The sequence below is a fragment of the Streptomyces sp. NPDC033178 genome, from assembly GCF_055577685.1.
Map to the genome: position 1 here is coordinate 339157 of NZ_JBVIPT010000011.1, position 18825 is coordinate 357981.

The 18825-nt window shown below is 70.5% G+C and carries 20 protein-coding genes and 1 pseudogene; 13 read left to right on the forward strand and 8 right to left on the reverse strand.

Annotated features, from left to right (window positions below):
- Positions 1-41 precede the first annotated feature (41 nt).
- Together ACZ5VQ_RS27570 and pgm are read left to right on the forward strand one after the other, a co-directional pair.
- Positions 42-1064 (forward strand): DNA-directed RNA polymerase subunit alpha, encoded by a 1023-nt coding sequence (locus ACZ5VQ_RS27570; RefSeq protein WP_055614988.1) that lies wholly within the window; start codon positions 42-44, stop codon positions 1062-1064.
- A 535-nt stretch (positions 1065-1599) separates the two neighbouring features.
- Positions 1600-3240: a phosphoglucomutase (alpha-D-glucose-1,6-bisphosphate-dependent) gene (gene pgm / locus ACZ5VQ_RS27575; protein ID WP_469107223.1), complete on the forward strand. Its 1641-nt coding sequence runs from the start codon at positions 1600-1602 to the stop codon at positions 3238-3240.
- 351 nt (positions 3241-3591) lie between these two features.
- On the opposite strand, the gene ACZ5VQ_RS27580 is transcribed toward pgm, so the two are convergent.
- Positions 3592-4695 (reverse strand): hypothetical protein, encoded by a 1104-nt coding sequence (locus ACZ5VQ_RS27580; RefSeq protein ID WP_469107224.1) that lies wholly within the window; start codon positions 4693-4695, stop codon positions 3592-3594.
- Positions 4696-4786: 91 nt separating this feature from the next.
- Positions 4787-5209 carry a hypothetical protein gene (locus ACZ5VQ_RS27585; RefSeq protein ID WP_469107225.1) on the reverse strand — a complete coding sequence of 141 codons (423 nt, stop codon included), beginning with the start codon at positions 5207-5209 and terminating at the stop codon, positions 4787-4789.
- Between the two features lie 15 nt (positions 5210-5224).
- Between ACZ5VQ_RS27585 and ACZ5VQ_RS27590 the strand changes: the two genes are divergently transcribed.
- Positions 5225-6067, forward strand: coding sequence for a DUF6215 domain-containing protein (locus ACZ5VQ_RS27590; protein WP_469107226.1), 843 nt, complete (start codon positions 5225-5227; stop codon positions 6065-6067).
- A 203-nt stretch (positions 6068-6270) separates the two neighbouring features.
- Here the strand turns inward: ACZ5VQ_RS27590 and ACZ5VQ_RS27595 are convergent, their stop codons facing one another.
- The 3 genes from ACZ5VQ_RS27595 to ACZ5VQ_RS27605 form a co-directional block, all read right to left on the reverse strand.
- Positions 6271-7056, reverse strand: a complete 786-nt coding sequence (locus ACZ5VQ_RS27595; protein ID WP_469107227.1) for a TSUP family transporter — start codon at positions 7054-7056, stop codon at positions 6271-6273.
- Positions 7057-7304: 248 nt separating this feature from the next.
- Positions 7305-7682 (reverse strand): VOC family protein, encoded by a 378-nt coding sequence (locus ACZ5VQ_RS27600; RefSeq protein ID WP_469107228.1) that lies wholly within the window; start codon positions 7680-7682, stop codon positions 7305-7307.
- Complete coding sequence (locus tag ACZ5VQ_RS27605; protein WP_469107229.1) at positions 7679-8464, reverse strand: arsenate reductase/protein-tyrosine-phosphatase family protein; 786 nt, start codon at positions 8462-8464, stop codon at positions 7679-7681. The genes ACZ5VQ_RS27600 and ACZ5VQ_RS27605 overlap by 4 nt, the downstream gene beginning before the upstream one ends.
- Positions 8465-8546: 82 nt before the next feature.
- On the opposite strand from ACZ5VQ_RS27605, the gene ACZ5VQ_RS27610 reads away from it, so the two are divergent.
- Positions 8547-9818, forward strand: a complete 1272-nt coding sequence (locus ACZ5VQ_RS27610; protein WP_469107230.1) for an APC family permease — start codon at positions 8547-8549, stop codon at positions 9816-9818.
- 77 nt (positions 9819-9895) lie between these two features.
- On the opposite strand, the gene ACZ5VQ_RS27615 is transcribed toward ACZ5VQ_RS27610, so the two are convergent.
- Complete coding sequence (locus tag ACZ5VQ_RS27615; protein WP_469107231.1) at positions 9896-10294, reverse strand: DUF6223 family protein; 399 nt, start codon at positions 10292-10294, stop codon at positions 9896-9898.
- 232 nt (positions 10295-10526) lie between these two features.
- Here ACZ5VQ_RS27615 and ACZ5VQ_RS27620 point away from each other — a divergent pair, with 232 nt between their 5' ends.
- Positions 10527-11654 (forward strand): sensor histidine kinase, encoded by a 1128-nt coding sequence (locus ACZ5VQ_RS27620; protein WP_469107232.1) that lies wholly within the window; start codon positions 10527-10529, stop codon positions 11652-11654.
- Positions 11651-12310 (forward strand): response regulator transcription factor, encoded by a 660-nt coding sequence (locus tag ACZ5VQ_RS27625; RefSeq protein ID WP_362068297.1) that lies wholly within the window; start codon positions 11651-11653, stop codon positions 12308-12310. Before ACZ5VQ_RS27620 ends, ACZ5VQ_RS27625 begins: the two co-directional genes overlap by 4 nt.
- A gap of 42 nt (positions 12311-12352) precedes the next feature.
- Here the strand turns inward: ACZ5VQ_RS27625 and ACZ5VQ_RS27630 are convergent, their stop codons facing one another.
- Entirely contained in the window at positions 12353-12775 is a 423-nt protein-coding gene (locus tag ACZ5VQ_RS27630; protein ID WP_362068294.1) for a secondary thiamine-phosphate synthase enzyme YjbQ, read from the reverse strand.
- A 291-nt stretch (positions 12776-13066) separates the two neighbouring features.
- Here ACZ5VQ_RS27630 and ACZ5VQ_RS27635 point away from each other — a divergent pair, with 291 nt between their 5' ends.
- The 7 genes and pseudogenes from ACZ5VQ_RS27635 to ACZ5VQ_RS27665 all read left to right on the forward strand — a co-directional run bounded on the left by ACZ5VQ_RS27635 (position 13067) and on the right by ACZ5VQ_RS27665 (position 17964).
- Positions 13067-13135: a putative leader peptide gene (locus tag ACZ5VQ_RS27635; RefSeq protein ID WP_369693269.1), complete on the forward strand. Its 69-nt coding sequence runs from the start codon at positions 13067-13069 to the stop codon at positions 13133-13135.
- 189 nt (positions 13136-13324) lie between these two features.
- Entirely contained in the window at positions 13325-14239 is a 915-nt protein-coding gene (locus tag ACZ5VQ_RS27640; protein ID WP_469107233.1) for an ABC transporter permease, read from the forward strand.
- Positions 14212-14988, forward strand: a complete 777-nt coding sequence (locus ACZ5VQ_RS27645; protein WP_469107234.1) for an ABC transporter ATP-binding protein — start codon at positions 14212-14214, stop codon at positions 14986-14988. The genes ACZ5VQ_RS27640 and ACZ5VQ_RS27645 overlap by 28 nt, the downstream gene beginning before the upstream one ends.
- 175 nt (positions 14989-15163) lie before the next feature.
- A complete protein-coding gene (locus ACZ5VQ_RS27650) occupies positions 15164-16195 on the forward strand; it encodes an ABC transporter substrate-binding protein (protein WP_469107235.1) in 1032 nt (343 codons plus the stop codon).
- 4 nt (positions 16196-16199) lie between these two features.
- Complete coding sequence (locus tag ACZ5VQ_RS27655) at positions 16200-16346, forward strand: hypothetical protein (protein ID WP_469107236.1); 147 nt, start codon at positions 16200-16202, stop codon at positions 16344-16346.
- Between the two features lie 86 nt (positions 16347-16432).
- Positions 16433-16645: pseudogene (locus ACZ5VQ_RS27660) on the forward strand (alkanesulfonate monooxygenase); the annotation flags it as partial.
- 182 nt (positions 16646-16827) lie between these two features.
- A complete protein-coding gene (locus ACZ5VQ_RS27665; RefSeq protein WP_469107260.1) occupies positions 16828-17964 on the forward strand; it encodes an NAD(P)-binding domain-containing protein in 1137 nt (378 codons plus the stop codon).
- 2 nt (positions 17965-17966) lie between these two features.
- Here the strand turns inward: ACZ5VQ_RS27665 and mltG are convergent, their stop codons facing one another.
- A complete protein-coding gene (gene mltG / locus ACZ5VQ_RS27670) occupies positions 17967-18812 on the reverse strand; it encodes an endolytic transglycosylase MltG (protein ID WP_469107237.1) in 846 nt (281 codons plus the stop codon).
- Positions 18813-18825: the final 13 nt, after the last annotated feature.

Genomic DNA, 18825 nt, shown 5'->3' on the forward strand with positions numbered 1-18825 from the left:
GCGTCACATAGCGGGCGCCAAACTACTGGAGGCAACACCTCGTGCTCATTGCTCAGCGTCCGTCCCTGACCGAAGAGGTCGTTGACGAGTTCCGCTCCCGGTTCGTGATCGAGCCGCTGGAGCCGGGCTTCGGCTACACCCTCGGCAACTCGCTCCGCCGCACGCTCCTCTCGTCGATCCCCGGCGCTGCTGTCACCAGCCTCCGCATCGACGGTGTCCTGCACGAGTTCACCACCGTGCCGGGCGTCAAGGAGGACGTCACCGACCTGATCCTCAACATCAAGCAGCTGGTCGTCTCCTCGGAGCACGACGAGCCGGTCGTGATGTACCTGCGCAAGCAGGGCCCGGGTCTGGTCACCGCCGCCGACATCGCGCCCCCGGCCGGTGTCGAGGTCCACAACCCCGACCTCGTCCTCGCCACGCTCAACGGCAAGGGCAAGCTGGAGATGGAGCTGACCGTCGAGCGCGGTCGCGGCTACGTCTCCGCCGTGCAGAACAAGCAGGTCGGCCAGGAGATCGGGCGCATCCCGATCGACTCGATCTACTCGCCGGTCCTCAAGGTCACGTACAAGGTCGAGGCCACGCGTGTCGAGCAGCGCACCGACTTCGACAAGCTGATCGTCGACGTCGAGACCAAGCAGGCCATGCTTCCGCGTGACGCCATGGCATCGGCCGGCAAGACCCTGGTCGAGCTGTTCGGTCTGGCCCGTGAGCTCAACATCGACGCCGAGGGCATCGACATGGGCCCGTCCCCGACGGACGCCGCCCTCGCCGCCGACCTGGTGCTGCCGATCGAGGAGCTCGACCTCACCGTCCGCTCCTACAACTGCCTCAAGCGCGAGGGCGTCCACTCCGTGGGTGAGCTGGTCGCCCGCTCCGAGGCCGACCTGCTCGACATCCGCAACTTCGGTGCGAAGTCCATCGACGAGGTCAAGGCGAAGCTCGCCGGCATGGGCCTGGGCCTCAAGGACAGCCCGCCCGGATTCGACCCCACCGCCGCCGCCGACGCCTTCGGCGCCGACGACGACGCGGACGCGGGTTTCGTGGAGACCGAGCAGTACTGATCCCCGCGCCGTGACCGGATCACGGGGGATCCGGGAAAACAGTGGAGCCGGTGAAGACGAGACGGCACACGAGAGGGCGTCCGCCGCGGCGGACGCCCTCTGGCGGCTCACTCAGGGTGAGCTGCCCGGCACCTCACCCGCCTCACCTGCCTTGTCCGTGACGCCAACCTCCGTGAGCGCCGCATCGGTTGTTCCGAGGTGGACGAGGCTGGACGAGTCGAAGACCCGGGCGTAGCCCTTTGGGGGGCCTTCGAACGTAAAACCGACGCCCGCCCGTCCCATGGCGTCCCTGACATGTCGTTTACCAAGCGCTGTGTCACCTCGTCGGCGAAGTCCGGCAGGGGGTCGGGAGGTGGGACTCTGCTGAGCGCGGCCTAGTGTCTTCGTGCCGCCCGCGCGGTGTTGCGCGCGACGTTCGCATCGTCGTACCCGCCGCACGCGTGCCACCACGGCCGCCCGGTGCGCGTCGCTGCGGGCCGGGCAGGGGAGAATGAGGGCCGTACCCAATGGTCGACTCTTGCGGAGGAGCGGGCACATGCAGAACGCGCGAGCGGGGCAGGTCGCCGGGCCCGAGGACCTCATCGATGTGGCCCGCCTGGTCACGGCGTACTACGCGCTGCACCCGGACCCGGCCGATCCCGGGCAGCGGGTGGCGTTCGGCACCTCGGGACACCGCGGCTCGTCCCTGGCGGCGGCGTTCAACGAGGACCACATCGCGGCCACCAGCCAGGCCATCTGCGAGTACCGCGCCGCTCAGGGCACCGACGGCCCCCTCTTCCTCGGCGCCGACACCCACGCCCTGTCCGAGCCCGCGCGGATCACGGCCCTGGAGGTGTTCGCCGCCAACGACGTCACCGTCCTCATCGACCAGACCGACGGCTACACACCCACCCCGGCCGTCTCGCACGCCATCCTCACCCACAACCGCAACCGCACCTCGGCGCTCGCCGACGGCGTGGTGGTCACCCCCTCGCACAACCCGCCCGCCGACGGCGGCTTCAAGTACAACCCGCCGAGCGGCGGCCCCGCCGGTTCCGAGGCGACCTCCTGGATCCAGGACCGCGCCAACGAGATCATCACCGGCGGCCTCAAGGACGTACGGCGCATCCCCTGCACCCGCGCCCTGGCCGCACCCGGCACCGGCCGGTACGACTTCCTCGGCACCTATGTGGCCGACCTGCCGAACGTGCTGGACCTGGAGGCGATCCGGTCCGCCGGAGTGCGCATCGGCGCCGATCCGCTGGGCGGCGCCTCGGTCGCCTACTGGGGCCGGATCGCCGAACAGCACCGGCTCGACCTCACGGTGGTGAATCCGCTCACCGACCCCACCTGGCGCTTCATGACGCTGGACTGGGACGGCAAGATCCGCATGGACTGCTCCTCGCCGTACGCCATGGCCTCGCTCATCGAGCAGCGCGACCGGTTCGACATCGCCACGGGCAACGACGCCGACGCCGACCGGCACGGCATCGTCACACCGGACGGGGGCCTGATGAACCCCAACCACTACCTGGCCGTGGCGATTTCATACCTGTTCTCGCACCGGGAGCAGTGGCCCGCGGGCGCCGGGATCGGCAAGACCCTGGTGTCGTCCAGCATGATCGACCGGGTCGCGGCGGACGTCGGCCGGCCGCTGGTCGAAGTCCCCGTCGGCTTCAAGTGGTTCGTGGACGGCCTGTCCGACGGAACGCTCGGCTTCGGCGGCGAGGAGTCGGCCGGCGCGTCGTTCCTGCGCCGCGACGGCTCGGTGTGGACCACGGACAAGGACGGCATCATCCTGGCCCTGCTCGCCTCCGAGATCACGGCCGTCACCGGCAAGACCCCGTCGCAGCACTACGCGCAGCTCACCGACCGCTTCGGCGCCCCCGCCTACGCGCGCGTCGACGCCCCGGCCTCCCGCGAGGAGAAGGCCCTGCTCGCCAAGCTGTCGCCGGCCCAGGTCACCGCCGACACCCTCGCTGGCGAGCCGGTCACCACGGTCCTCACCGAGGCCCCCGGCAACGGCGCCGCCCTCGGCGGTATCAAGGTCGCCACCACCAACGCCTGGTTCGCGGCCCGCCCTTCGGGCACGGAAGACGTCTACAAGATCTACGGCGAGTCCTTCCTCGGCCCCGACCATCTGCGCCAGGTCCAGGAGGAGGCCAGGTCCGTGGTACTGGCGGCGCTCAACGCCTGACACGGACGAGGCCGTCATGCGCGGCGCTGATCGCGGCCGGGGCCGCGATCGACGGCGGAGGTCTCACGGGACTGCTCACGCTTGCTGCGGCCAAGCGCCAGGCGGCGGCCGCTTGGGAGGCCGGTCGGCAGCAGGCGGCCGCTGCCCCTCAGCCAAGGAACGACAACCGAACCGGGCGGATCGGTCCGACCGAGAACCGCGTGGACAGCCTCGGATCACAGGTCGCCGTCCATGCGGCCCTGTCGGCTCAATCTCCCTTGTCGGGCGCTGCGATCGGCCATTCCGGGAACAGCGGCCCTCATGCGCCGGCGGAGCGCTGCAAAACCGGCGTAGGCGCATTCTGTCAGTTGGCTAGAAGAGGCGGGCACGCATGTGCTGCGTGAGGTTCTCGAGGATCTCGCGCAGCCACGGGCTGCGGACGGCCGGCAGCCGGACCAGGGCGTGCTGGAACACTCCCGGGTCGGCCCGGAACAGGTGACGGGGGCGCGGCGCGGGCGGGTCGTCGCGGAGGACGCCGTCGGGCATGCCGCCCGCCGCAGGGACGGGCAAGTACGGCTCGGGGGAGGCCAGCCACAGCCATATCCCGAACGGCAGCGGCACCGAGTATGCCGAGGCGGCCGGGTCGGGCGGGGTCCAGGTCTGCCCCGTCTGCGGATGGGCAGGCACGAGGAGGATGTCGGCGTTCGCGTAGGGGGCGCATCTTCCCGGTCCGGCCAGGACGGCGCGCCGCGCAGACGGACCTGCGGGCAGCAGGGCGTCGAGGGCGCGTTGGAACACGTCCGCGATCAGGCCGTCCGGGACGGTCACCGGCCGGCCCTCCGAGGCCACCAGCAAGTGGGCGAGCGCTTGGCCGACTGCCGCCTCCCACTGCGGGCTCCATGACCACCAGTGGCTCGACCCCAGCCGGGATCCCCACGTGGCGATCGGCTCGAACGGGGGCGTGCCCTTCCCCTCTGCCGTCAGCTCCGCCCAGGAAAGCGGTGCGGCGTCGGCGGAGACGGAGCGGCGACGCACGGCGTTCGGGGCGAGCCACACCGCCTGCCAGAGCGAGCAGTCGTCGATTCTGCTCGCCACGGGCAGGCCGCATGCCTCGCAGGCCATGTTGGGGCCGTCGGCCCCGTCGAGTCCGCAGCAGTAGCCGCCGCCCTTCTCCGGGATCAGCACGGTGCAGCGTGCGTCTCCCGGCGCGATGACGATCGCACCGGGCGCGCCACCGGACAGGGCATGGACCGGCGCATAGATGCCGCAGGCCTCCGCCTCGTCCGGATCGATCTCCTCCCACGTCCGCCACGGCGGCCCCGAGGGTTCCGGGTCCACGGCGAACGTGCCCGACTCCATGAGCACCGGGAGCTGAATCCCGTTCCCGTACTTCTGATGGGCGTGGACCGGCAGGGCCACCTGGGACAGCGGGGTGGTCAGCCTGGCGCCGCACCCCGCACACACGAAAACGAACAAATGCCCTCCGCTGGGGAAACAGGGGCATCGTCGCAGCTCGACGGCGGCCGGCCAACGCGTTTTTACGGCCGCTGCGTCAGGCAGCTCTGGCTCAGTCCTTGACGGCGGAACTGGAGACGCCCTGGACGAACCGTCGCTGGAAGAACGCGAAAACGATCAGCGCGGACAGGTCGAGATGGACGTCGAGAGCAAGGGCTTGGCCGCAAGCGCCCGCACCCGCTGACGCCCCGAAAGCGGTCTCGGGATCGCCGGCTTGGCGTCTCTTGATCGGCAGGGCCCGCACGTACCCGGAATTGTGGCTTCCACCACGGCGAATGTGGTCTTGTCCTGGTGAGATCACCGGATGCTCGGTTTCCTCCTCCGTCTCCTGCCGTTCTGGGTCCGCGAACCCCTCCTCATCGCGGTCGGGTCCGTTCTCGGCGTACGCATCACGTATCTCGCCGTGCGCGATCACGATCGGGTCGCGGCCGGTCTCGGCGCGGTGTTCCTCGTGTTCACCGCAATACGCGTCCATGCAATGGTCCGGGCCTTGCGCGCACGCCGGAACCCGAGTCCGGCAGCCTCCGCAGACGGGGCTGCGGTCGATGCTGCCGCCCAGGCCCAGACCCAGGTGCAGGCGCAGGCGCAGGCCCAGGTCGGAACGGGGCCTCGTCCCGGCCCGGTCACTCCGGAGAAGGATCACAACGCATGGGGCCAGGCCGTTGCGGCCGTGGCCGTGTTCGGGGCACTCGCGGCCGCGCTGTGGGTGGGCCCACGCATGATGCCTTCCGACGTCAGCACCCCGCAGCCCGCCTCGTGTTCGGACGGGACACACGAGGAGTTGCCGAAGACCTACAAGCAGACGCCCCAGCCTGTGACCGGTGAAGAGCTGTGCAAGGCGCTCAACCGGCCGGACCTGGCCAAGCTCCTGGGAACGCCTGGAGAGACGCCGACCGCTGCTTCCGGCACCAACAACACCGCTCCCCTGACCGATGGGAAGGTCGCCCAACCGGAGGCCGAGGTCACGTTCGACACGTACACCGTGAACGTCTCGGCCACTTACAACGAGCTGACGACTGACCAGTACGTGAAGCTGATGAAGTTCGGGGACGAGACGGACATCAAGACCCTTACGGTTCTCGGTCGGCCCGCGGTCTTCTCCTCGGCTCACACCATGAAGTTCGAGATCAATCTCGGAAGCAGCGGATCCGGCGGACCGGTCGAACAAGGTCCCCTGGCCAGGACGCTGACCGTGGCCCTCGACAGCAAGGACCGGGGCGGCTACTGCGACATCACCGTGTGGAGCACATCCGGAGCCCTCGCGGACGACAGCGTTCTCCTCGACATCGCTGGAAAGGTTCTTCCGAGGATCCCCGAACGACCTGTCCGATGAGACGCCGAGAACATGGAAGGCACAACCGTTTGACGTGGTCCTTGCTCTGGCCGATGCTCACCGTCGCCGTGGAGGGCCCCGCTCTGCCCGCGGGGTGGACAGCAGAGCCGGAGTCGTGGACAGGGTTCCTCGTTGCCCGTTACCCGTTGTCCAATGCCGAACGCCCGTTCAGGTCCTCCGTCGTAGTTCCCCACTGGGTGGGCTCAGTTCAGGGTCTGAGCGGCGTACAGGGCGCCGAGGGCTGTGGCGAGGGTGCCGAGCAGAAGTCGCAGGGCTCGTTCGGGCAGGCGGGGTTGGAGGCGAGCCCCGAGGTAACCGCCGATCAGGCCGCCGATGCCGCATGCGAGGCCGAGCCACCAGTCGGGGGCGACCTCTCCGGAGCTCACGAGTGACAGCAGCGCGTAGGCGACTGCGCCGACAAGGGAGGTGGCGAACGTGGCGGCGAGCGCGGCCGGAGCAACGCGTGCGACGGGCAGACCGCGACCGACGAGAACCGGGCCGAGCAGCGAACCACCGCCGATGCCATAGACGCCCCCGACCACGCCGACCGCCAGCGCGATACCAGTGAGCGTGCGAGGCCCCAACTCTCCAGCGGGCGGATGCTGTTGGTGCGCCGGGGAAAGGGCCCGCAGGCAAAGCCACAGCCCCAGCGGCAGCAGCAGAGTGGCGATCAGGAGCCGGAATACGTCCGGACCTGGCAGGGCGAAGACGCGGATGGCAGCGCCGAGGACGACGCCCGGCAGCGTGCCCAGCACCAGACGCCGGGCGAGGTCGCCGCGCAGTGTGCCGTCGTGGCGGTAGCGCCACAGGGCACCGGGCCCGGCGACGACGTTGAACAGCAGGTTGGTCGCGCTGACCGCCGGGTTGGGCACGCCGAAGACGCTCAGCTGGATGGGCAGGAGGAACACCGCGCCGGACACGCCGACCGGCGCGGTTACGGTCGCTATCAGCAGGCCGACGGCCAGCCCTCCCGGCACCGTCCAGTCCACCGTCGCCCCCCCCCGGCTCCTCGATCGCCCGGCCAGTATCGGCGCCCGAAAGGGAAGCGGCGCGGCCTGCAACAAGATGTTCATGATCAGCCGAGCGCTGCCGGTCGGGACGAGCAGCACTCGTGCGGCGCCCGTGCACCAGGAATCAATGATTCACGATTCTCCGGTTTCAGGATTCCGCGCACTGTCACTGGTGGACCCACATCCACCGGCACAGGCCCACCGCGGCGGGCGGGAATGCGCTTCGCCTAGCGGGCGGGTTCGAACAGTTCGATGAGGTTGCCGGCAGGGTCGGTGAGCAGGATCTGACGCCCGCCGGGGCCCGAGACCACATCGCTGAGGAAGGTCAGTCCGGCGCTGCGCAGCCGGTCGATCTCGGCGTCGAGGCCGTCGACGATCAGGTGGATGCGGTTGCCCCCGGCGCCGAGGTCGCTGGGGGTGGCGCGAGCGCCGGAGCTGGCGGGGCCGGACAGCAGCAGCCGCAGCGGCCCGCGGGTCACGTCGGCGAAGGCGGGGGCGGGGTGGCTGCGGAGGGTGAAGCCCAGGTGGGTGGTGTAGAAGTCGATGGCCGCCTGGACGTCGTCGACAAGGTAGCGGACGCCGGCGAACTGGTCGGACGTGGTCACGGCTGAACCTCCTGTGGCGTGGGGATGAGCAGCGGCAGCAGGTAGCGGATACGGGTGTCGATCCCTGCTGCCGTGCGGACGAATGCGGGGTGGCCGGTCGGGCCGGGGCCGGCGGCTGCAGCCGGGTCGGGGATGCTCCAGTGCACCAGCCGCACCTGGTCGCCGAAGTCGGGGCAGACTTCGCGGACCTTGTCGCACAGGCTGATCACATAGTCGAACCGGCGGCCGATCAGGGTGTCCAGGTGTCGTGGACGCTGCCCCGAGATGTCGAGGCCGTGGTGCTCACGCAGGACCCGCACGGCATCGGAATGGATCCGGGGTTTGGGATGGCTGCCGGCGCTGGCCACCTCGACCCGACCGTCGGTGCGGTGGCGCAGCAGAGCCTCGGCGATCGGGGAGCGGGCGCTGTTGCCGGTGCAGGTGAACAGGACGGTGGGCCGCCTCTCAGGCCAAGGCCACGTCGAGGGCGGCGGCGGGGCGGGGGCGAATCCCAGCGCCGGGTGCAGGGCGCTACCGGCGTGGGCGAGGGCGTGGGCGCATCGCTCCAGGTCCAGGTGGTAGTAGCTGTCGCGGGCGTCGAAGCTGCTGCGGCGGGCGGTGACCAGCCCGCCGCCGCGCAGCAGCCGCAGATGGTAGGAGACCAGGTTCTGTGGCTGACCGACCCGCTCCACCAGTTCACGAACCCGGTAGTCACTCGTGGCCAGTTCGGTCAGCAGCTTCCACCGCAGCGGGTGGGCGGCCAGCTGCACGAACGTCGGAGCGGCAGGATCCGAGGGCCTCATGAAGCCAAAATACATCAAACCGAATTGATGTACCTTGCTGTCGGGAGTCACGACGCTCAATGCCGGAAGACGGAGGCACGTCATGAGTCAGCCCGCCGATTCCGCGTCACCTCAGCTCCAGCGGCGGCTCGGCGTCGGCGACGCCGTCCTCATCGGGCTGGGCTCGATGATCGGCGCGGGCATCTTCGCGGCGCTCGCCCCGGCCGCCCGCGCGGCCGGCTCCGGGCTGCTGGTCGCTCTGGCGGTGGCCGCGGTGGTGGCGTACTGCAACGCCACCTCCTCCGCCCGGCTGGCCGCCCGCTATCCGGCCTCCGGCGGCACGTACGTCTATGGCCGCGAACGCCTCGGCGACTTCTGGGGCTACCTGGCCGGCTGGGCCTTCGTGATCGGCAAGACCGCCTCCTGTGCGGCGATGGCGCTGACCGTCGGCTCGTATGTGTGGCCCGATCACGCCCACGCGGTGGCGGTCGCCGCGGTGGTGGCACTGACCGCTGTGAACTATGCCGGGATCCAGAAGTCCGCGTGGCTGACCCGGTCTGTCGTCGCCGTCGTGCTGGCGGTGCTTGCGGCGGTCGTGGTCGCGAGCCTCACCTCGTCGGCGGCGGACACCGTCCGGCTGGATGTCGGCTCCGATGCCACCGTCACCGGCGTGCTGCAGGCGGCGGGCCTGCTGTTTTTCGCCTTCGCCGGGTACGCCCGCATCGCCACCCTCGGCGAGGAGGTCCGCGACCCCGCGCGCACCATCCCTCGCGCCATCCCGCTCGCCCTCGGCCTCACACTTGTCGTGTACGCGGCCGTGGCGGTCGCCGTCCTGATGGTGCTCGGCCCCCGGGGGCTGGGCGAGACGGCCGCGCCGCTGTCGGATGCGGTGCGGGCCGCGGGGGCGGACTGGCTGGCGCCCGTCGTGCGGGTCGGGGCGGCCGTCGCCGCGCTCGGCTCCCTGCTCGCGCTGATCCTGGGTGTCTCCCGCACCACGCTGGCGATGGCCCGTGACCGGCACCTGCCCCACGTCCTGGCCGCCGTTCATCCGCGCTTCCAGGTGCCGCACCGCGCTGAACTGCTGGTGGGCGCCGTCGTCGTGGTGCTCGCCGCCACAGCCGACGTACGGGGCGCGATCGGCTTCTCCTCCTTCGGCGTCCTCGTCTACTACGCCGTCGCCAACGCCTCCGCCTGGACGCTCACACCGGACGAGAACCGTCCGCCCCGCATCGTCCCCGCGGTCGGCCTGGCCGGCTGCCTGGTGCTTGCCTTCACCCTGCCCGCCGGCTCCGTCGCATGGGGGACCCTGGTCCTGGCCGCCGGCATCGCCGCCTACGGCGTACGCCGGGCCATCAGCCCCCGCCGGACGTCCTGAGCCGCTCACCTGCACGAGCGGGGTGTCGCCCCGAACTCACATGCCCGGGCGGACCGTCTCCGTAGGTCCGGCGGTGCTTATGAGGTGGACCCGAACTCCCGCCCGTGTCCGACGCGTTCGGCGCCCCGCTCGCTGCGCCGGGAGCGGGAGAGCGCGCGCCGGCCGAGGGCCATGGCGATCAGCCCCAAGGGGATGGCCCCGATGGCTCCCACCATCCCGTTGCCGGTGCCGGGACCACCACTGGAGGTGGCCAGGTGCAGCGCCGCGAGGGCCGTGCCGACCAGGCCCACCCCGATGGCCGCCATGGCGCCGGTGCGCGCGTTGCCCGTGCTGATACGGCCGGCGATGCGGGCCAGGGACAGCCAGCCGATGGCGACGCCGATCAGGCCCACGCCGAGGGCCAGGTTCGCCCCCGTCCGCCCGTCGCCGATGACTCCGCCCTCGGCGGCCACCGTGAGGACATCTGTTGCACTCATGCCACTCTCCTCCTTCGCACGTGGCGAATTCCGCGGTTTCCGTTGTGCCTTGAGCGTGCCTGTCGACCACCCTGCTGGTCGTCCCGCGGGGGCAGTCTCTTCGGACTGCCGTCGACATGGCAGTCGGCTGCCGCGCATACGGCAGTCGGCGGGCAAGTACCGCGGGTGCGGTAGCCGGCCGCTCGTCCGCGGGCGGGACTCGCCCGCAACGGCGTCCGGCTAGGGTGCGCGCATGGACACAGGGGGTTTTCGTGTCCCGGCCGACGCCATGGACTGGGCGATTGCCGTCAGCGTGGCGGCACTGCTGCTGGGAACCGGGCTGTCGGGGGAGCACCCGGCCGGGGAACGCGAGCTGTTCGGCGCCGTGCTGCTGGCGGCGGGCGGCCTGGCGCTGGTCGCGCGTCGTAGGGCTCCGATTGCCGTGCTGGCTGTCACCGGCCTGTGCGCGGTGGGGTACGAGGCGGCGGGTTTTGAGATCCTCGCTGTCTCGTACCTGGTTGCGGTGTACGGCGCCGTGCGGGCCGGGCACCGTGCCCTGACCGTGGTGGCATCCGTGTCCCTCCTCGTCGTCCTCCCTCTCACGGCGCTGGTCTTCCGCGACGGGCCGGCGCGCGAGGCGTTCACGCAGGCCCGGAACGTACTGGAGATCGCCTGGCTGATCGCCGCGTTCGCCGCCGGCGAGGCGCTGCGGCAGGCCGAGCGGCGGGCGGACGAAGCCGAGCGCACCCGGGAGGAGACCGCTCGGCGCCGCGCGGACGAGGAGCGCCTCCACATCGCGCGGGAGCTGCACGATTCCCTCACCCACCAGATTTCGATCATCAAGGTGCAGTCCGAGGTCGCCGTCCACGTGGCCCGCAGGCGTGGTGAGCAGGTGCCCGAAACGCTGCTGGCGATCCGGACGGCCGGACGGGAGGCGACCCGGGAGCTGCGCGCGACTCTGGAGGCCCTGCGCGACGACGACACGACCCCGCCGCGGAGCCTTGAGCACATACCGGAACTGGTGGAGCGCGCCCGTTCGATGGGCCTGGACGCGACGCTGACCATCGAAGGGCAACGGCACGACGTGCCGGCCGCCGTGGGCCGGACCGCCTATCGCATCGTCCAGGAGGCGCTGACCAACACCGCCCGGCACGCCTGTGCCACCACCGCGGTGGTCCGGATCGAATACCGGCCCGACTCCCTTGCCGTCCAGGTGGACGACGACGGCAAGGCCGCCCCCGATGACGCCCCGGCCCCCGGCCTCGGGCTGCTCGGCATGCGCGAACGCGTCACCGCCCTCGGGGGCCGGCTGAGCGCGCGGCCGCGCGCCGAGCACGGTTTCACCGTCCAGGCCGAACTCCCCGTGGAACGAGCATCATGATCCGTGTCCTGCTGGTCGACGACCAGCCGCTCATCCGCAGCGGCTTCCGCGCGCTGCTCGGCCTCGAGGACGACATCGAGGTGGTGGCCGAAGCCGCCGACGGTGAAGAGGGTTTGGTGCTCGTCAAGGAGCATCTGCCCGACGTCGCGCTCATCGACATCCAGATGCCGGTCATGGACGGTATCGAGGCGACCCGGCGCATCGCCGCGGACCCTGCCCTGGCCGACGTGCACGTCGTCATGCTGACCAACTACGGCATGGACGAGTACGTCTTCGAAGCGCTGCGCGCCGGCGCCGCCGGGTTCCTGGTCAAGGACATCGTGCCGGAGGACCTCCTGCACGCCGTACGGGTGGCCGCCCGCGGCGACGCTCTGCTCGCCCCGTCCATCACCCGCAAGCTGATCCACCGGTACGTCACCCAGCCACCCCCCGCCACCGGTGCCGCACTGGAGAAGCTGACCGGCCGCGAACGCGAAGCGGTCGCCCTGGCCGCACAGGGCCTGTCCAACGACCAGATCGCCGACCACATGGTGATCAGCCCGATGACCGCGAAAACCCACATCAACCGGGCCATGACCAAACTCCACACCCGCGACCGGGCCCAACTCGTGGTCCTCGCCTACGAATCAGGCCTGGTCGCCCCACGCAACCGCTGACAGCCAAGGCACATCACACCTACGGCCGTCACGCGCCACCCCTCAACCGAGGAACGACAACCGAACCTGCCTGTCTGCGTTGTCCCGATTCGTGTCGACCAGGCACACCGACTGCCACGTCCCCAGTTCCAGACGGCCCCCCAGTACCGGCAGCGTGGCGTGTGGGGGCACGATTGCCGGGAGGACGTGGTCGCGGCCGTGGCCGGGGCTGCCGTGGCGGTGCTGCCAGCGGTCGTCCGCGGGGAGGAGGGTGTGGAGGGCGGCGAGCAGGTCCTCGTCGCTGCCGGAACCCGTTTCGATCAGGGCGACGCCGGCTGTCGCGTGGGGCACGAAGACGTTGAGCAGGCCGTCGCGACCGCCCGCGACCTCGCGGAGGAATGCCTCGCATTCACGGGTGAGGTCGACGACCCGCTCCCTGGATCCGGAGGCGATGTTCAGTACACGGCTGGTGAAGGCATCGGACATGGACCAATCCTCGCCGATCCCCCGGATTCCGCACCTGTAGCCGGAGTCCGCGCCCGTTGCGGGTTCCGCGGGTCCGGCCGCACCCCATCAGTCCCGGCCGCCCCCACAGTCCCGACCGCCGCTCCCCCTCCCAGCAGTCCCGGCAATTCCCCGCCCCGCGCCGCCGGTCGCTCCCCCCGCTCCACCAGGACCTCACTCGCCCGACCTGTGATACCCGAGGTCCACTCCGCGAGACGCCATTGACCGTACGCGGCCCAGCTGGCTACTTTCAGCCGCATGTTGCGTTCAGCCATGCTCACCACGCGCGGTCACATCGACCTGCTGCGGGTGGCCTCCGCCGCGTGTCGCCGCGGACACTGACGCCCTTTCACCCGATTCACCTCTCCTGCACCTCAGCGCACCCCCGCGTCCGCACGCCCGGCTGATCTGAGCCGGATGCCAACGCCGATGCCGGGACGCTGACGCGCGCCCCCGTCCCTCGCACACCCCCATGCACCGCCGCATCTCTTCTGTGCGCGCCCTCCGTCGCTCTCCTGCCGTGGAGCCCTCATGAGCATCAGCCATGCCCCGCCGGACTCTCATGGACCCGATATTCCGGGAATACCAGAGCTTGCCGCCTCTGAGTCCAGCGATACCAAGTCCACCGACCACGACGCCCTGCCCGAACTCGAACCCATCGTCCCCGCCTCGACCCGCCGCACTCGCGTCCCCCGCTGGCTGCGCCGCACCTCCGGACCCGTACTGCTGCTCGCCCTTTGGCAAGTCCTCAGCGGTACGGGCGTGTTGACGGCCGACGTCCTGGCCTCGCCCGGCACCATCGCGCGGGTGGCCGGCGATCTGGTCTCCGACGGGTCGCTGACGAACGCGATGGGTGTCTCGCTCCAGCGCGTCGCGGTGGGCCTTCTGCTCGGCACCATCGTCGGTACCGGACTCGCCCTGGTCTCGGGCCTGTTCAGGATCGGCGAGGACCTCGTCGACGCGAGCGTCCAGATGCTGCGGACCGTACCGTTCGTCGGCCTGATCCCGCTGTTCATCATCTGGTTCGGCATCGGCGAGGCTCCGAAGGTCGCGATCATCACGCTGGGTGTGTCCTTCCCGCTCTACCTCAACGTGTACGCGGGCATCCGCGGCGTCGACTCGCAGCTGATCGAGGCCGGCGAGTCCCTCGGCCTGTCCCGCTGGGGACTCGTACGGCATGTCGTCCTGCCGGGCGCCCTCCCGGGTGCCATGACCGGTCTGCGCTACTCGCTCGGCATCGCCTGGCTGGCGCTCGTCTTCGCCGAGCAGATCAACGCGGACGCCGGCATCGGCTTCCTGATGGTCCAGGCGCGCGACTTCCTGCGTACCGACGTGATCGTGGTCTGCCTGATCGTCTACGCCTTCCTCGGCCTGCTCGCCGACTTCATCGTCCGCTCCCTCGAAAGGCTGCTGCTGCAATGGCGACCGACGTTCACCGGCCGGTGACCACCGAGAAGGTCACGACCGCTCCCGCCGCGCCCGCCCCCTCCTCGGTGGTACGCGTCGAAGGCCTGACCCGCTCCTTCGACGGCCCCGCCGTCATCGACAACCTCCGACTCGACGTGCGGCCGGGTGAGTTCGTGGCCCTCCTCGGTCGCAGCGGCTGCGGCAAGTCCACCCTCCTGCGCATCCTCGCCGGGCTCGACCGCGACATCGAGGGCACCGTCCTCGTGCCGCGCCGCAAGGCTGTCGCTTTCCAGGCACCCCGGCTGATGCCGTGGAAGAAGGTGTGGCGCAACGTCCTGCTCGGGCTGCCCGGAAAGCCCGAACGCGCCGTCGCCGAGCAGGCGTTGACCGAGGTGGGCCTCACCGACCGGGCCGACGCCTGGCCGAAGACCCTCTCCGGCGGAGAGGCCCAACGTGCCTCACTGGCCCGCGCGTTGGTGCGCGAACCCGATCTGCTGCTGCTCGACGAGCCGTTCGGCGCGCTGGACGCGCTGACCCGGATCAAGGCACAGCGGCTCGTCGGCGAGCTGTGGCAACGGCGGGGCTGCGCCGTGCTCCTGGTCACGCACGACGTGGAGGAGGCGGTGCTGCTGGCCGACCGCGTCCTCGTGATGGACGACGGCGTGATCGCGTACGAGACCAAGGTCGAGCTGGACCGTCCGCGGGACATCACCGACCCGCGGTTCGCCGAGCTGCGCGCAGGGCTGCTGGAACGGCTGGGCGTCGACACCGCCGCCGAAGCCGTCTGAACTCCCTCTCCAGGAAGCTCAGTTACACCACCACGCGACCCCGAACCGCCCGGTCGAGCAACCACACGCACCCGAACCACTCGTTTGCCCGGCCATGCACACCCGAAGCCATCGCCTTCACCTTCACCTTCACCCTCACCCTCACCCTCACCTGAACCAACCGAACGGAATCCTCATGCGACGACACCTCGTCCCCGCCGCCCTGCTCCTCCCCCTGGCCCTGCTGGCCGCGGCCTGCGGCGGGAACTCGTCGGCCAGCACCTCGACGGGCGACGGAACCGACGGCAAGGGATCGCTCACCCTCAACGTCGGTGACCAGAAGGGCGGTTCGGAAGCGGTGCTGCGAGCCGCAGGAGAACTCAAGAACCTCAACTACAAGATCAAGTGGTCGACGTTCACATCCGGTCCGCCCCTCCTGGAAGCAGTCAACGCCAAGGCCGTCGACATCGGCGGCGTCGGCAACACTCCACCGGTCTTCGCGGCCGGCGCCAACTCCAAGATCACCGCCGTCGCGGCCTACCGCGGCAGGTCCAAGGGAGACGCGATCCTCGTTCCCGCGGACTCGAAGCTGAAGAAGGCCGAGGAGCTGAAGGGCAAGTCGGTCGCGGTGGCGCAGGGTTCGTCCGCGCACTACCAGCTGGTCTCCTCGCTCAAGGCGGCCGGGCTGACGCTGGGCGACGTCAAGGTGAAGTACCTCCAGCCCGCCGACGCACTGGCCGCGTTCACCTCCGGCAAGGTCGACGCGTGGGCGGTCTGGGACCCGTACACCTCCCAGGTGCTGCAGGCCAAGCAGGGCAGGGTCCTGACGGACGGCGACGACGTGGTCAACGGGCTCACCTTCCAGGTGGCGGCGCCCGGAGCGCTCAAGGACAAGAAGAAGGCCGCGGCGATCGCCGACTATCTGGAGCGGCTGCGGCGCGCGCAGGACTGGGTCTACGAGCACCCCGAGGAGTGGGCCAAGGTCTGGGCGAAGGACACCGGGCTGCCCTACGAGGTGGCGCTGGCCTCGGTGAAGCGGACCAACGCGACCAGGGTCCCGGTGGCCATCGACAAGCCGCTCATCGCCTCCGAGCAGGAGATCGCGGACACGTTCACCGGCCTGAAGCTCATCCCCCGCAAGGTCGACTTCGGCGACTTCGTGGACACCCGCTTCAACGGCGACCTGCCGCCGTCCACCACCACGCCCCGCCCCTCGAAGGAGTCGTGACGCCATGACCGTACGTCTGCACTGGTTCCTGCCGACGGGCGGCGACGGCCGCACCCTGGTGGACCGGCACGCCTACGCGGCCAACCCCGTCGACCGCGCCCGGCAGTCAGTGGGGTGCGCGCGCCCGACATCGAGTATCTGGCCCAAATAGCCAAGGCAGCCGAGCAGTTGGGCTTCGAGGCGGTGCTGCTCGGTGGAGTCGCCGCTGGTGACGAGGTTCAGGAGCAGCCGGCCCCGGGTGATGCGCTGGTCGGCAGCAATGCCGAGGTCGCCGACCGGATCGAGGAGTACCACGCGCTGGGCGTCGAGCACTTCGCGCTGTCCGGGTATCCGCATCTGGAGGAGAAGTACTGGTTCGGGGAGGGGGTGATTCCCGAGCTGGCCGTGCGGGGGCTGTTGTCGCGTGTTCCCGCCTCTGGGGCGCCGATCCTGGTTGCCAGTGGTCGCTGAGCGCCCCGGCGAGCGTTTCGCCGGGAGTGCCGGTCGCCATGGGCGGACCGTTCCTCGGCTGCGGGCCTCCGTGGTTGGTCGCGCGGTTCCCGGCGCCCCTGAAGGGGCGCGGGCCCGGGAAGATCCTTGCCATCGGCGGGGTTGGTAGAAGCGTGAACAACACCGGAGCGCAGGCGGGGGCAGTGCGGGAAGTCGATGTCGTGGTGATCGGCGCCGGGCAGGCCGGCCTGTCCAGCGCCTATCACCTGCGGCGCAGCGGCTTCGAGCCGGAGCGGGACTTCGTGGTCCTGGACCACGCGCCGCGGGCGGGCGGGGCATGGCAGTTCCGGTGGCCGTCCCTCACGTACGGCAAGGTGCACGGGATGCACGCGCTGCCAGCGATGGAGCTGACGGACGCGGATCCCGCACGCCCGTCCTCCGAGGTCATCGCGGAGTACTTCGACACCTACGAGCGCACCTTCGATCTGCGGGTGCGGCGGCCGGTCGACGTGAAGGCCGTGCGCGAGGGCCAGGGAGGCCGGCTGCTCGTCGAGACCTCCGACGGTACGTGGTCGACGCGGGCGCTGATCAACGCGACGGGCACCTGGGACCGGCCGTTCTGGCCTCGCTACCCGGGGCAGGAGACCTTCCGGGGGCGGCAGTTGCACACTGCCCAGTACCCGGGTCCCGAGGAGTTCGCCGGGCAGCGGGTCGTGGTGGTCGGCGGGGGCGCGTCCGGTACGCAGCATCTGCTGGAGATCGCGCCGTACGCGGCCGGAACCACCTGGGTGACGCGGCGACCGCCGGTGTTCCGCGAGGGTCCGTTCACCGAGGACGTGGGCCGGGAAGCGGTCGCGCTGGTGGAGGAGCGGGTCCGTCAGGGGCTGCCGCCGAAGAGTGTCGTGTCGGTGACCGGGCTGCCGCTCAACGACGCGATCCGGCAGGGCATCGAGGACGGCGTCCTGGACCGGCTGCCGATGTTCGACCGGATCACTCCGGACGGCGTGGAGTGGGACGACGGGCGTCGCGTGGCCGCCGACGTCATTCTGTGGGCGACCGGTTTCCGCGCCGCGATCGACCATCTGGCGCCGCTGCGGCTGCGCGAGCCCGGGGGCGGCATCCGTGTCGAGGGGACCCGCGCGGTCGCCGATCCGCGGATCCATCTGGTCGGGTACGGGCCGTCGGCCAGCACGATCGGAGCCAATCGCGCCGGGCGCGCGGCGGTGCGTGACATCGGACGGCTGCTGGCGGTCGACCCGAGCGCCGCCCCGACGGGTGGGCCGACGGGTGGACCGAAGGCTGTGCCGGTGGGTGCGCCGAACGTTGCGCCGGTGGGGTGAGGTCAGCCGGACTTCGGCGACGCGCTCTTGTTGGTGCGGTTGAACTCCGCGACGTTCCTCCGGTGCTCCTCGTAGTCGGCGGTGAAACGTGTGTCGCCTGGCTTGACGGTGACGAAGTAGAGCCAGTCGCCCTGCGGCGGAGCGACCGCGGCACGCATCGCCTCCTCGCCGGGGTTGGCGATGGGCGAGGGCGGCAGCCCCATCCGCACGTACGTGTTGTACGGGCTGTTGAGCCGCGTGTCGTTCTCGCTGGTGCGCAGGGTGCTGCGGTTCAGCGCGTAGTTGATGGTGGAGTCCAGCTGCAGGGGCATGCCTTTGTCGAGCCGGTTGTAGATCACGCGGGCCACCTTGCCCATGTCCTTCTTGGTGGCCGCCTCGGCCTGGACCATGCTTGCCACGGTGACGGTCTGATAGACGTTCATCGCGTTCCGCTCGGCCCCGGCCGTGACCGTCCCGCCGCCGAACCTCTTGTTCGCCGTGTCGACCATGTACGTCAGCAGGGACACCGGGGTCGACTTCTTGTCGATGGGATACGTGGCCGGGAACAGATACCCCTCGGGGTTGCCGCTCGCGTCGTTCGGAAGCTTGAGGTTCGCCTTCTCCAAGGACTTCTTCGTGGTGCCCCCGGGCAGGGCGAGGACCTTGTCGACGGCCTCGTAGACCTGGCCTGAGCGCCAACCCTCCGGGATCACCAGGGCGAGGGGCTCCTTCTTCTCGTCCGTGCTCAGCAGCGGCACCGCCACGGCGGTGGCCGCCACGACGGCGCCGGTCACGATGAGGGCGGTCCGGCCCCGGCTCGTCAGTCGAATCGTTCTCCGTGGCCGACTGGGCGGCGTGTAGATCTGCATGCGGGCACGGTAA

What these genes read in the sequence shown, in the direction of transcription:
- ACZ5VQ_RS27640 (WP_469107233.1), top strand. Translation starts at nt 13,325, where the DNA reads ATGAGCATCAGCCATGCCCCGCCGGACTCTCATGGACCCGATATTCCG.
- ACZ5VQ_RS27645 (WP_469107234.1), top strand. Translation starts at nt 14,212, where the DNA reads ATGGCGACCGACGTTCACCGGCCGGTGACCACCGAGAAGGTCACGACC.
- mltG (WP_469107237.1), bottom strand. Translation starts at nt 18,812, where the DNA reads ATGCAGATCTACACGCCGCCCAGTCGGCCACGGAGAACGATTCGACTG.
- ACZ5VQ_RS27585 (WP_469107225.1), bottom strand. Translation starts at nt 5,209, where the DNA reads ATGGACGCGTATTGCGGTGAACACGAGGAACACCGCGCCGAGACCGGC.
- ACZ5VQ_RS27630 (WP_362068294.1), bottom strand. Translation starts at nt 12,775, where the DNA reads ATGTCCGATGCCTTCACCAGCCGTGTACTGAACATCGCCTCCGGATCC.
- ACZ5VQ_RS27605 (WP_469107229.1), bottom strand. Translation starts at nt 8,464, where the DNA reads ATGAGGCCCTCGGATCCTGCCGCTCCGACGTTCGTGCAGCTGGCCGCC.
- ACZ5VQ_RS27610 (WP_469107230.1), top strand. Translation starts at nt 8,547, where the DNA reads ATGAGTCAGCCCGCCGATTCCGCGTCACCTCAGCTCCAGCGGCGGCTC.
- pgm (WP_469107223.1), top strand. Translation starts at nt 1,600, where the DNA reads ATGCAGAACGCGCGAGCGGGGCAGGTCGCCGGGCCCGAGGACCTCATC.
- ACZ5VQ_RS27615 (WP_469107231.1), bottom strand. Translation starts at nt 10,294, where the DNA reads ATGAGTGCAACAGATGTCCTCACGGTGGCCGCCGAGGGCGGAGTCATC.
- ACZ5VQ_RS27655 (WP_469107236.1), top strand. Translation starts at nt 16,200, where the DNA reads ATGACCGTACGTCTGCACTGGTTCCTGCCGACGGGCGGCGACGGCCGC.
- ACZ5VQ_RS27625 (WP_362068297.1), top strand. Translation starts at nt 11,651, where the DNA reads ATGATCCGTGTCCTGCTGGTCGACGACCAGCCGCTCATCCGCAGCGGC.
- ACZ5VQ_RS27650 (WP_469107235.1), top strand. Translation starts at nt 15,164, where the DNA reads ATGCGACGACACCTCGTCCCCGCCGCCCTGCTCCTCCCCCTGGCCCTG.
- ACZ5VQ_RS27620 (WP_469107232.1), top strand. Translation starts at nt 10,527, where the DNA reads ATGGACACAGGGGGTTTTCGTGTCCCGGCCGACGCCATGGACTGGGCG.